Origin of the sequence: Vaginisenegalia massiliensis, from assembly GCF_900604935.1 — a bacterium.
In the GTDB taxonomy this organism is placed as follows: domain Bacteria; phylum Bacillota; class Bacilli; order Lactobacillales; family Aerococcaceae; genus Vaginisenegalia; species Vaginisenegalia massiliensis.
In genome coordinates this window covers 157,641-169,807 of record NZ_UWPC01000004.1, presented here as the reverse complement: position 1 = coordinate 169,807, position 12,167 = coordinate 157,641, and the positions used below count along the sequence as shown (strand labels likewise).

The window sequence follows — 12,167 nt, the reverse complement described above, 5'->3', positions numbered from 1 at the left end:
ACCTATTCGCCTACTTTCACAGGTAAGGTCGATTGGAGTTTCGCATCAATCAACTGGGTCAATTCTTGGCGGATTTTTTGCGAAGGCATTTGAACAATAACCGGACCAAGGAAACCACGAATAACCAAATATTCAGCCGCTTCTTTAGTCAATCCCCGGCTCATAAGGTAATATAGTTGTTCTTGATCCACTTGACCAACTGATGCCGCATGGCCTGCAGTAACCTCAAATTCTTCAATTAAGAGAATTGGATTCGCATCCCCACGAGCAAAATCCGAAAGCATTAATACGCGACTTTCTTGTTGAGCATCTGCCTGTTTGGCTCCTTTTTCAATTAAGCCAATACCATTGAAGGTAAGAACTGCTTTATCTAAAATAACCCCATGTTGCAAAATATTACCAATCGAATGTCGTCCACGATTCACTACTTTGCTGTCGACCGCTTGAATTTGTCGACCGTTTGACACGCCTACAATAGCTACTTGTGACTCTGACCCCGTCCCATCCAAATAAGTATCTAAATCAAGAATCGTATTTCCATCATTCAAACACCCAATCGCCCAATTAATGTGAGCATCTTGATCCGTTCGCGCATAGCGCTTGATATAGGCATGGGTAGATTGACCAAAGGTATCGATTGCATTGTAATTAATCTGTGCACCCGCTTTAGCCACGACTTCAACCAAGACTGTCGCTGAATTAGCATGGTCACCTTCCGTCTGAATGTGTTCCATAATTTGTAACTTAGCGTCTTGATCGGCCACAATCAAAACACGCTTATTAAAGGCTTGTTGATAGCGACTGTCTTGAACTAATAAGACATCAATAGGTAAATCAACCTTTAAACCAGACGGTACATAAACGAAGACACCCCCATTGAGATAAGCTGTATTAAAAGCTGCTACTTTATCCTGATCATATGGAATGACTGAAAATAAAGATGCTCGCACCATATCGGGATATTGGTCCATCGCTTCAAACAAGTCCATCACAATGAGACCCCGATCCAAAAGTTCTTGAGGTACAGACGAATAAATAGTTTGATTGCCCGCATGAACAATATGCCCCGAATTATCTTGATCAAACACCGTCGATAAACCATACGTCAATGGGTCACTAAGAGCCGATAAATCCATCCACTCCGAATCAAAAAGAGGCCAACGATGATAACGTACTCGCTCGATACTTGGTAGTGCTAAATGAGACCAAATAGTCTCAGCTTCCTCCTGAGCTTGAGTAAACCAATCGGGTAAGACTTGGCCTTGTGTTAAACATTGAATCATCATTTCTCGTGATAATGCTGTCATTTTATCACCTAATCTTTCTCTGGAAGGGCTAGACCAAGTTCTTGACTAATGCCTTTATACCCTTCCGCTTCCAGTCGTTTAGCCAATTCAGGACCACCTGTCATAACGACACGACCTTCCATCATAATATGAACGACATCTGGCTGAATATAATTTAAGAGACGTTGGTAGTGGGTGATGATTAGCGAGCCAAATTCTGGTCCCCGCATGGCATTGACCCCTTTTGATACCACTTGCAAGGCATCAATATCTAAACCAGAGTCGATTTCATCGAGAATGGCAAATTTTGGTTCAATCATCAAACATTGCAAAATCTCATTTCGTTTCTTTTCTCCACCGGAAAATCCTTCATTGAGATAGCGTTCAGCCATCTCTTCAGACATATCTAATAAAGCCATCATCTTGTCCAATTTCTTGATGAAACTGTGGACATCCAGCTTATCATCCTCTGAACGACGAGCATGAATTGCTGCCCGCATAAATTCAGCATTGGTTACACCTGGAATTTCACTTGGATATTGGACTGCCAAAAAGAGACCCGCCCGAGCACGTTCATCTACTTCCATCGCTAAGACATCTTGATCATCTAAAAGAATTTGACCTTGTGTGACCTGGTAAGCCGGGTTCCCCATAATGGCTGCAGCTAAGGTCGATTTCCCTGTTCCATTAGGACCCATTACCGCATGAATTTCTCCTGTATTAAGGGTTAAATTAACTCCTTTTAATATTTCTTTATCTTCAATCGATACATGTAAATCAATAATTTCTAATTTTGCCATTTTATTTCATCCCTCCAGCTTATTCCTTGTCTATTCTAACGTATTTGAACCCCTTAGTTCAATCTTTTGAACTATCACTCTTTTTGACCTCAGTTTGCTGCGAATTCATGGGCTTCAAGGCTGTTCGTATCTGATAATCTCCCCAAATGGATGCAGAAAATTGAATCGCACCCACGACGTCCGTTCGAAGAATGGCAAGATGGGCTTGATTAAGTCGCAGGAGTGTTTCCTCATGAGGATGACCATAACGATTGTTTTGCCCGCTTGATATAAGTGCCATGCGAGCTCCTAGGGTTTTCAACCAAGTTTCACTCGTTGAATGGCGACTGCCATGGTGTCCAACTTTTAGAATATCCGCTTTTAAGCCTGAATACTGTCTGATTAAATGCTCTTCTCCTTTTTGACTCAAGTCCCCCATATTAATTAAAAGGTACTGTCCTATTCGTAGCAAACAAACTAAAGACCAGTCGTTGGTATCGTCGGCAAAAGTTGCCTGCTTGTCCGCCAAAAGACATAATTTTGAGTTGATTGAATAAGGCAGAGCCTTTAAATCCAGTGGCTGAATGCTAACCCTGCCTTTTAAAGTCTCTTGAATGGCTAACCAATTGGCTTGTTTAAGACAATAGGGATGAATCATCACTCGATCGATAGGTAAGTTGGCACTTAATGTCGGAAGATTCCCGACATGATCCAGATCTGGGTGACTAATGATCACATTTAAACGTCGTACCCCTAAAGCTTTCAAAGCAGGTATTAATTGCCGCTGGGCTAGTTTGGTATCCCAAGCCAAAATCTCATTACTTGACCGTTGAAAATCTTGTTTTCCACCCGTATCGATTAGCCAAGTCGATTGATTAAAGGCTTCCTGGAATAGTAAAGCATCCCCCTGTCCCACATCTAGTACCGTCATACGGTCATAAGGATTTAAATAAGGTGACAGCCAAACAAGAGTGTAAGCTATCACTACTAGCATCCACGCACGCTGAGGCTTTGTTGGCAACCATAAATTCCATAGTATTGCGACTAGCACAAGCCCACCAAATAAGACCTGATTTAAATATCCAATTACCAAGGCAGAAGGAAGAAAACCCGCTAGTCTTTGACCCAGTTGCCATATACTACAAAATACTTGGTTTACCCACACAACCAAGCTCAAACTACCCTCATAGGGACATAACAAAAGACCCGTCGTGATTATCATGGCAGGCATAAAAAAACGTTCAAAAAAGAAGCTACAAATGATTATGGTCAAAATTTGTTGCCAGTTCCATTCAAAACTCTGTTGCATAATTAATGGCCAAGAAAAGAGTAAACACATGATTGTTTGCTCACAAGTCTGTCTAAAGCGTCCCTGTTTGGCCCAAACCGAGGGTTGGTATAAATGCAATAAGGCTGACAAGGAAAAACTCAATAAATAAGCTAAATTCACACAGTAGCTTGGCTTGACGATTAATAACCCTATACCAATAAGACACATACAGTCTAAATCAGATAGATATTTAGCCATTTCATGCCTTGGTCCTTTAAGTAGGCTAGCACCTAAGGAACGGATAACGCCAACCGGCCAAGCAATCAAGCTTCCATAGATTAGGCTAATTAGAGACACCAAGTACCAGGTTGTTTCCCGACTAATCCCTATGCGCCAACAAAGCAAACTGAATTTTCGTCGCAAATAATCCATATGAAAACCAGAAATAGCAAAAAAATGAATAATCCCTAAGCTGATTAGGTCTTGACGAAAAAACTTAAAACTAGGTGAATTCAAATTTAACAATAATTTATTATGTAGCCCCACCCATTCTATTTCTTGATAGCGTTTAAAATAGTTCAAACAAAACAAACGACCTTGACTAAGCCAATTCCCAGATTCATAAGTAACGGAATCAATGGATTCCACTATCAGACGTGCTTGGTAGCCTTCTTGTTGGTAATAGGCTTGATAATCAAAGGTATAAAAATTTCGAGCTTTTTCAAATGCTTCAAAATGTCCTTGAACCTTCATCAATAAGGCTTGGTTGGCCATTAATTCTTGATTGGTGAGTACATCCTTGGGCAAGGTCACTATGACTGGCACAAATCCCTGAGGGGTGATTACGCGTGATGCCCCCTGAAAATTGCCTGATTGAGTGGGTTGCAAGTCAACGGATAAACACTGAAGGGTCAAACTAATAGGTTGGTTCAAGGGAAGCACGGGTTCATGATTGTTCTGCCACTGCATATGACCCCAAACCAAAAAGCAACATAAGAGAGTTAGGCCAAGAAGTTTGGGTTGTTTAAGGAGAATCATTCGCCCAAACGTCACAAGAAGAACAAGACATAAGCTAAGCTGAGGATAATAGCACCACCATAAGAACGACAAAACGACTAACCAAGCAAATAACCCATGATTTTTTAGTGTGCTCATATCGCCACTCCTAGTTTACGCAAATCAAGCCTTCTAATTCTTTATAGGTTTTATCGCCAATTCCTTTTACTTCTTTCAAGTCCTCCTTCTGTTTAAAGGATCCTTGACTTTGACGGTAGTCGATAATGGCTTGCGCTTTTTTTTCGCCAATCCCTGGCAAGGTTTGGAGCGCTGAACTGTCTGCTGTATTAATATTTACCAGTCCGCCTTGCACTCCTAGTTCTTCCTCTTGCGTTTCCACTTGCTGATTCAAGCCTACAGCTAAACTCGACATCCCTTCATCTGCTTGTTTGGTCGAATTAGTAGACTCCTTTTGTTGGAGCCGATCCGCTACTTGTTCTTTAGTCAAGACTAAAAGGACGGCTTGATCACTTAATCGTTGAGCAAGATTTAATTGGCTTTCGTCAGCCTCAGATAATAGGCCTCCTGCTGCTTGGATGGCATCCTTTACGCGACTATCAGATGGGAGCTCATAGACTCCTGGACGCTCGACGGCTCCTTTGATATCCACATAGATTGTTGACCACTGACTGCTTACTTCCTCACTAACAGTCTCTTCCGTTTCTGAAGCGACCCATGAGGAAGCAGGATTCGTTTGATCAAAGAAAGAAGATGGAACTAGTTTCGGTTCGGATATGCCGTTGATTAGCATGCGCACAGCCAAAGCAAGGATACAAATGGCTCCTATAAAAAATAAGACTTGACCTTTAAAGCGACTCAATTGTCTCACTAGTTTTTGAAAGTCCACTGGCATATTAGCCCTCCTAACTTATTCTTATCTATAAATAGTCAAATGATGCCCCATTACATCCCTCAATCTCCTAAAGAAAAAAAGCACTCGCTTCTTACTGACTCGAAAGTCAGCAGAAACAAGTGCTTGAAAATTATCCCTTAATCTTATTTCTTATTTGTCGCCGATTGATTCTTATTGAGCATAGCTTGAGCCACATGCTCAGGAACCATAGCCGATAAATCTCCTTGAAAATGAGCAATCTCTTTAATTAAGCTTGAGCTCAAATAGCGATATTGCTCATCGGCCACCAAGAGAACCGTTTCCAAACCAGGACACTGTTTTTCATTAATTACAGCAATATTGGCTTCATATTCAAAGTCGGTCATATTACGAACACCTCTGATTAAAGCAGTGGCTCCTTTTTCCCGATAATAATGAGCCACTAACCCATCCTGTAGAACATCTATCTCAACATTATCAAACTTTACTACCGCTTTTTCCAACATGGAACGTCGTTCGCACTCGTTAAAAAGTTGCTTTTTACTCGTATTAATCGCAATCAAGACAATGACACGATCAAACATCTTACTTGCCCGCTCAATCAAATCGAGGTGTCCAAAGGTCATCGGATCAAAACTTCCTGGAAAAATAGCTAGTTTACTCATTCTCATTCACCCTTTCATACAAATGAACGTTGGTTTGGCCATACACTTTAAACTTCACCTTAGTCCACCCATCAAATGAGTCTTCCAAGTTCGTTTGAGCATCTGTTTCGCATAGAATTCGACAAGTGGAACTCAATACCCCTAGATTATTTAACCAATCGATATCATTGATGATTTGTTGATTTTTGTAAGGAGGATCAAGAAAGACCAAGTCAAATTGACAAGTTGGATGTTGCTGAATATATGAAGCCAAAGCTGAACGATTTTGACCAATCAATAAATCAAATTTAGCCTCTTGTTTGGTCATGGCTAGATTTTTTTCAATCGTATTGATTGCGGGACGATACTTTTCCGTCAAGACGGCACGGTCCATGCCCCGCGACACAGCTTCAATCGCTAAAGCACCTGAACCTGCATAAAAGTCTAAACAGATGCCCCCATCAAAATAGCCTCCTAAGAGGTTAAACATCCCTTCTTTAATCTTGTCCGTGGTTGGCCTTGTATTTTGCCCAGGTACTGCTTGCAAAGGACGACTCCCAAATTCTCCTGAAATCACACGCATTTGCTCACCTACTTGGATTCTATCTCAGAATTTGATTCAATATCAACTTGATCAGGCAACTTATTTTCTTCTAAAGAAGATACTAAATCCTGCATAAAAACAGACGTTTCTGGCGGTTGATTCAATTGTGACTCCGATTTGCGATCCGGATCTTTACGATTAGGAATCGCGTCCTTGAAGGTCATATCAATATCATCACGGTATGATTCCTCTACCTTGCGCACGAAATGATAACGCTGAAGCTCTTTGATAATTTGATCCTTATGTTCAGCATCTACATACATAACTGCATACTTCATCCGTTGGCTGGTATAGTGAATATGACCATGTTTACGAATATTTTTTAAATGTTTTAACGTATAAAGCCAGACAATTAGTTCTTGGCGTTTAATCATTTCAAAGCTCATTTGCGGCCTCCTTTACTTGTGACGGTGATTTAGAATGGACGAGATTTAAACTCACCGTTTGACGTGGCTCACATTTTTCCGCGATAATGAGCCGTTGAATAATACCAATCATTAGAATCGAAATTAATAAACTTGATCCACCATATGAAATAAATGGGAGTGTTACCCCAGTCAATGGAACTAAGCCAGTGGCTCCTCCCATATTAATCATTGCTTGTATTAACAAGAGGGTCGTCAAACCAGTTAAGGCATGGCGACGGTATGAATCTTGACAAGCTGAAGCCCAACGATACAAATAGAAAAATAAGGCAAAGAATAACAGGACAACCACACTCACGCCAACAAACCCCAATTCTTCAGCAATAACAGCAAGAATAAAGTCGGTATGGCCGGCGGGTAAGAAGCCTTGTTTAGTGATCGATTGGCCTAATCCCCGACCAAACCAACCACCTCGACTAAAGGCTAAATAACCATTAATTAATTGATAGCCTTCATTTCGAGCATAATCAAAAGGATTAATAAAAGAAATAAAGCGGTCGATACGAAAATTAATTCCAATAAATTGATGACCATAGGTACGAATGAACCAATAAAGAAAGGTTATAATAGCCAAACTGGCTATCCAGAAAATTTGATTAATTCGTTTATTATAATGATTAACCACAAAACTAATTAGATTGGTCAACGAGATAATAATCAGCATCCCAAAGTCGGGTTGGATGAAAATCAACAGCACGGTAATAAGAATCACAGCGACACTTAAATGAAAGTCTTTAACGCGAAATCCTTTAGCAGAAAGAATATGCTCTCGTTCTGTATTGACACTTAACCAGGCAATGAGCAAAGTTAAGCCAATTTTACTTAATTCACTAGGTTGAAAACTAATCGGGCCTAATAAGAGCCAACTTTTAGCTCCGCCACCAATAGCCCCCTTTAAGTAAGTCAGGAATAGCAGCACCGCCACCCCGATTCCAAAAAATAATAAGGGTTTTAATTTTGCAAAAAAATCATAGGGCATCATTATAATTGCAGAAAAACCAAAGATACCCATGATAAAGGCCCCAAATTGTTTAATAAAATACGCATACGGATTCGTTATACCCGTGCCTGATTCATCTAAATACATGGTTGCTGAAAAGACCATCGCAAAGCCAATTAAAATTAAAATCAACACTAAGACCAAAATCACTCGATCTAACTGCTTAAATTGAGCAACTAATCGATCTAATTGAGCAACTAATCGATCTAAGAAGGCAAAAACTGAATTAGGCTTCTGTTTATCTTGTTTTATATATTTTTCGTGTATCTTTTCCATCGAAGCCTCCTAATAATAATGTCGTTCCTCATTATAGCATAAAAATCAGCTATCAAGGCCATAAAAATAGCGAAACAGTCATAACTGTTTCGCTCATAAATCATTCAATTATGGTCTAGCTTGCTTACTTTTTTAAACGATCGGCAACAGCATCCCAATTGACAACTGACCAGAATGCTTCAATATACTCAGGACGACGGTTTTGATAATTTAAGTAGTATGCATGTTCCCAAACATCTAAACCTAAAAGTGGTTTCTTACCTTCAGAAATCGGATTGTCTTGATTAGGAGTCGACATGATTTCTAATTGTCCATTATTATCAACTAACCAAGCCCAACCAGACCCAAAACGGCCTGCAGCAGCGGCAGCAAATTCTTTCTTGAAAGCATCCACTGATTGGAATGCAGCTTCGATTTTTTCTTTTAATTCAGCTGGAAGGTCATTGTTCTCTTGCGGTGAACGGAGACTTTCCCAGAATAAAGAATGGTTTAAGTGGCCCCCACCATTGTTACGAACCGCTGTTTTGATATCTTCTGGCACAGCATCTAAATGAGCCATTAAGTCTTCAATTAATTTATCAGCTAGTTCAGGATGGCTTTCCAAGGCTTTATTTAAATTAGTTACATAGGTATTGTGGTGTTTAGTATGGTGAATTTCCATTGTTTTGGCATCGATTGCTGGTTCTAAAGCATCGTATGCATAGGCTAATTTTGGTAATTCAAAGGTCATGTTGATTCCTCCTATGGATTCTATTAATTATCTTTATTGTATCACTGTTACCGTTTTGTCCCAAAGAATATGCCTAAAAAAAGAGAGCCATCGGCTCTCTTTTTAAATTGCATCTTAGTCTTTTTTATTTTTCTTTGCTTCTTTTGCCCGCATCGATTTATCAAGTATTTGTTTACGAATACGAACATTTTGTGGTGTGATTTCACAGTATTCATCCTCATCCATGAACTCTAAAGATTCTTCTAAGGTTAAGGTACGTGGACGTTTGATGACAGCTGTTTGGTCTTTAGTCGCAGACCGAACGTTAGTTAATTGTTTAGCTTTAACAATATTAACGGTTAGGTCATTTTCGCGGCTATGTTCACCAACAATCATTCCTTCATAAACATCGGTTCCCGGGTGAACAAAGATGGTTCCCCGATCTTCCACGTTCATAATACCGTACGTTGTTGCGGTACCGGTATCTGTTGAAACAAGGGCGCCATTACGACGACGACCAATTGAAGAATCCACCACTGGTCGATATTCATCAAAGGAGTGGTTGATAATACCATAACCACGCGTAATTGATAAGAACTCGGTTGAGAAACCAATCAAACCACGTGCTGGAACTAAGAAGACTAAACGTGTTTGACCCGTTCCTGGCGTTACCATGTCAGCCATTTCTGCTTTACGTGAACCTAAAGCTTCGATAATAGAGCCAGTATATTCATCAGGCGTATCAATTTGAACGCGTTCAAATGGTTCACATTTCACTCCATCAATTTCGCGAATGATAACTTTTGGACGGGATACTTGGAATTCAAATCCTTCACGACGCATATTTTCAATTAAAATAGCTAAATGTAATTCACCACGACCAGAGACCACAAAGGCATCTGGTGAATCCGTTGGCGTTACTTTCAAGGATACATCGGTTTGAAGTTCTTGATACAAACGATCACGTAATTTTGCTGAGGTAACATATTTTCCTTCTTTACCTGCAAAAGGAGAGTTGTTAGTTAAGAAAGTCATTTCAATGGTTGGTTCATCAATATGAAGGATTGGTAAGGCTTCTGGATGACCACTATCCGTTACGGTTTCACCAACGAAGATATCTTCCATTCCTGATAAAGCGATTAAATCACCAGCTTTGGCCTCATTAATCTCAACACGGCTTAAACCGAAGAAACCAAGAATTTTAGTTACCCGGAAATTTTTCTTCGAACCATCAATTTTGATTAAAGTAACGGTATCACCGACTTTGATCTTGCCTCGGAACACCCGTCCAATCCCAATACGGCCCACATATTCATTATAATCTAATAATGATACTTGGAATTGTAGCGGTTCATCGGAATTATCCACTGGTGCAGGAACGTGTTCCACCACCGCATCAAAAATGTGATCCATCGTTGGTTCTTGATCTTCATACTTATCTGAAAGACTTGAGGTTCCATTAACTGCTGAAGCGTAAATAACTGGGAAATCTAATTGATCATCATCAGCACCCAATTCAATAAATAAGTTTAATACTTCATCGACCACTTCTTCAGGGCGAGCAGATGGTTTATCGATTTTATTCACAACAACAATGGGAATTAAGTGTTGTTCTAAAGCTTTTTTCAACACAAAACGCGTTTGAGGCATCGTTCCTTCGTAAGCATCTACGACTAAGACAACCCCATCCACCATTTTCATGATCCGCTCAACTTCGCCACCGAAGTCCGCGTGTCCTGGTGTGTCCAAGATATTAATCCGAGTCCCTTTATAATCTACGGCTGTGTTCTTAGCTAGAATAGTAATACCACGTTCCCGTTCAATGTCATTGCTGTCCATGGCCCGTTCGTCCATTTTAGCTCGTTCATCCAGGGTATTTGATTGTTTAAGTAATTCATCCACCAAAGTGGTTTTCCCATGGTCAACGTGGGCGATGATGGCAATGTTTCTAATATCTTTACGCGTGTTCATTAATCTCTCCTATTTCTCTTGACGTTGCAATTAGTTCAACCACTTCATTGTATACGTTTGGATGCGCAAATACAACGGGTGTTTTTGTTAAAATATCCAGTGACTCTCCGTTAGGCTGGGAGGCTTTAAAGCCCATGGCTTGACAGATGGCCCAACCTGCGCCAAAGTCCCATGGATTCAGATTAGATGACAAGTATACCGCATTTTCTCCCCGAATAACAGAAATAATTGAGATAGCCGCAGCGCCATAGGTTCGCACGCCTAAAGCTCTATCAACCACTTGCATGACATTGCAGAGATTTCGCACACACATCCCCACATTGGCACAAACTAAGCTTTCTTCGATACGAGTCACCGGGATTGGTTTTAGCGGCTCGTGATTAAGAAAAGCCCCTTGACCAACCAGACCATAATAAAGGTCATGATTCATCACATCATAAATATAACCCGCCAAAGGTTGCCCATCTTGGAAGATACCCAACATGATGCCAAAATGATTCTTTTGCTTCACGAAATTAAGCGTGCCATCAATAGGATCTAAGACCCAAATCGTCCCTTTAGTATCTTTAATCGGATCAGCTAAGCCTTCTTCCCCAGTCATACGATGAGCAGGGTAATGGTGGCGAATTTTTTCAACAAAATAAGCTTCTGTGGCCTTGTCCATCTCGGTGACTAAGTCAGCAGCATTGGTTTTTTCTTCCACCTGTAGAACCTTTTGTAAAGACTGGCGTAAGTTTTCAGCCGCTTCTTCCATCCACTCTAAAATGTTCAGATGTAATTGTTGATCCATCATTTTATTTCATCCTTTCCATTTTGAGAATGGCTTTTTTATGAGTAACCGCCTCCGGTTTTCCTCCGAGCATGGCTTTCATCTGTTGGACAGCTCGATAAATGGAATAACCACTCGCTTGGCTAAACTGTTTATCGATTTGTTTTTCTTCAGCTTTGCTAGGCACAACCTGTTTAAATTCATGATAGAGGTGATTAAATTTAGTCACTTCAACGCCTTGTTCGTAAGCCGCTTCGAGTCCTGATAAAAAGTTTACCACCGCCACAATTTCATCAGTCGACCAATCAGGATCAAGTGGGTAAGCATATTCTTCCATTAGAAGCCCTCCTTTATGTCGTCATTTTACCATGGAAGCCCGTCAATGAGAAAAAGTAAACGTTTTACTAAACGAAAATTTTCCAATTCAATCAAAATAATGGTTAAACCATAATAAAACAAAAATCCGAATCTAGTTCGCTAACTCATAAAAGCTAGCAATAGACTAGATTCGGACGATATTGTTCAATTAAATATTCCTTACTCCCA

General features: G+C 40.3%; 12 protein-coding genes. All 12 read right to left on the bottom strand.

Annotated elements, in window-relative coordinates:
* Nucleotides 1-2 precede the first annotated feature (2 nt).
* On the bottom strand, nucleotides 3-1,307 hold the full coding sequence (gene sufD / locus EIH20_RS04065) for a Fe-S cluster assembly protein SufD (RefSeq protein ID WP_124058086.1): 1,305 nt from the start codon (nucleotides 1,305-1,307) through the stop codon (nucleotides 3-5).
* Between the two features lie 8 nt (nucleotides 1,308-1,315).
* Entirely contained in the window at nucleotides 1,316-2,086 is a 771-nt protein-coding gene (sufC, locus tag EIH20_RS04060; protein ID WP_124058085.1) for a Fe-S cluster assembly ATPase SufC, read from the bottom strand.
* A gap of 58 nt (nucleotides 2,087-2,144) precedes the next feature.
* Nucleotides 2,145-4,490, bottom strand: coding sequence for a ComEC/Rec2 family competence protein (locus EIH20_RS04055; RefSeq protein WP_124058084.1), 2,346 nt, complete (start codon nucleotides 4,488-4,490; stop codon nucleotides 2,145-2,147).
* A 10-nt stretch (nucleotides 4,491-4,500) separates the two neighbouring features.
* Nucleotides 4,501-5,244, bottom strand: coding sequence for a ComEA family DNA-binding protein (locus EIH20_RS04050; protein ID WP_124058083.1), 744 nt, complete (start codon nucleotides 5,242-5,244; stop codon nucleotides 4,501-4,503).
* A 143-nt stretch (nucleotides 5,245-5,387) separates the two neighbouring features.
* Nucleotides 5,388-5,888, bottom strand: coding sequence for a pantetheine-phosphate adenylyltransferase (gene coaD, locus EIH20_RS04045; protein WP_124058082.1), 501 nt, complete (start codon nucleotides 5,886-5,888; stop codon nucleotides 5,388-5,390).
* Nucleotides 5,881-6,450, bottom strand: a complete 570-nt coding sequence (gene rsmD, locus EIH20_RS04040) for a 16S rRNA (guanine(966)-N(2))-methyltransferase RsmD (RefSeq protein ID WP_124058081.1) — start codon at nucleotides 6,448-6,450, stop codon at nucleotides 5,881-5,883. Before rsmD ends, coaD begins: the two co-directional genes overlap by 8 nt.
* Before the next feature lie 8 nt (nucleotides 6,451-6,458).
* Entirely contained in the window at nucleotides 6,459-6,857 is a 399-nt protein-coding gene (locus tag EIH20_RS04035; RefSeq protein ID WP_124058080.1) for a YlbG family protein, read from the bottom strand.
* Nucleotides 6,847-8,172: an FtsW/RodA/SpoVE family cell cycle protein gene (locus tag EIH20_RS04030; protein ID WP_124058079.1), complete on the bottom strand. Its 1,326-nt coding sequence runs from the start codon at nucleotides 8,170-8,172 to the stop codon at nucleotides 6,847-6,849. The genes EIH20_RS04035 and EIH20_RS04030 overlap by 11 nt, the downstream gene beginning before the upstream one ends.
* A gap of 124 nt (nucleotides 8,173-8,296) precedes the next feature.
* Nucleotides 8,297-8,902 (bottom strand): superoxide dismutase, encoded by a 606-nt coding sequence (locus EIH20_RS04025; protein WP_124058078.1) that lies wholly within the window; start codon nucleotides 8,900-8,902, stop codon nucleotides 8,297-8,299.
* A gap of 114 nt (nucleotides 8,903-9,016) precedes the next feature.
* Nucleotides 9,017-10,852, bottom strand: a complete 1,836-nt coding sequence (gene typA / locus EIH20_RS04020; protein WP_124058077.1) for a translational GTPase TypA — start codon at nucleotides 10,850-10,852, stop codon at nucleotides 9,017-9,019.
* Nucleotides 10,839-11,645, bottom strand: coding sequence for an inositol monophosphatase family protein (locus tag EIH20_RS04015; RefSeq protein WP_241152380.1), 807 nt, complete (start codon nucleotides 11,643-11,645; stop codon nucleotides 10,839-10,841). The genes typA and EIH20_RS04015 overlap by 14 nt, the downstream gene beginning before the upstream one ends.
* 1 nt (nucleotide 11,646) lies before the next feature.
* Nucleotides 11,647-11,958 (bottom strand): UPF0223 family protein, encoded by a 312-nt coding sequence (locus EIH20_RS04010; protein ID WP_124058076.1) that lies wholly within the window; start codon nucleotides 11,956-11,958, stop codon nucleotides 11,647-11,649.
* Between the last annotated feature and the right edge of the window lie 209 nt (nucleotides 11,959-12,167).

Excerpts from the sequence above, each read along its gene's own strand:
- EIH20_RS04035 (WP_124058080.1), bottom strand. The coding sequence starts at position 6,857 with ATGAGCTTTGAAATGATTAAACGCCAAGAACTAATTGTCTGGCTTTAT.
- rsmD (WP_124058081.1), bottom strand. The coding sequence starts at position 6,450 with ATGCGTGTGATTTCAGGAGAATTTGGGAGTCGTCCTTTGCAAGCAGTA.
- typA (WP_124058077.1), bottom strand. The coding sequence starts at position 10,852 with ATGAACACGCGTAAAGATATTAGAAACATTGCCATCATCGCCCACGTT.
- sufC (WP_124058085.1), bottom strand. The coding sequence starts at position 2,086 with ATGGCAAAATTAGAAATTATTGATTTACATGTATCGATTGAAGATAAA.
- EIH20_RS04030 (WP_124058079.1), bottom strand. The coding sequence starts at position 8,172 with ATGGAAAAGATACACGAAAAATATATAAAACAAGATAAACAGAAGCCT.
- sufD (WP_124058086.1), bottom strand. The coding sequence starts at position 1,307 with ATGACAGCATTATCACGAGAAATGATGATTCAATGTTTAACACAAGGC.
- EIH20_RS04025 (WP_124058078.1), bottom strand. The coding sequence starts at position 8,902 with ATGACCTTTGAATTACCAAAATTAGCCTATGCATACGATGCTTTAGAA.
- EIH20_RS04055 (WP_124058084.1), bottom strand. The coding sequence starts at position 4,490 with ATGAGCACACTAAAAAATCATGGGTTATTTGCTTGGTTAGTCGTTTTG.
- EIH20_RS04010 (WP_124058076.1), bottom strand. The coding sequence starts at position 11,958 with ATGGAAGAATATGCTTACCCACTTGATCCTGATTGGTCGACTGATGAA.
- EIH20_RS04050 (WP_124058083.1), bottom strand. The coding sequence starts at position 5,244 with ATGCCAGTGGACTTTCAAAAACTAGTGAGACAATTGAGTCGCTTTAAA.
- coaD (WP_124058082.1), bottom strand. The coding sequence starts at position 5,888 with ATGAGTAAACTAGCTATTTTTCCAGGAAGTTTTGATCCGATGACCTTT.
- EIH20_RS04015 (WP_241152380.1), bottom strand. The coding sequence starts at position 11,645 with ATGATGGATCAACAATTACATCTGAACATTTTAGAGTGGATGGAAGAA.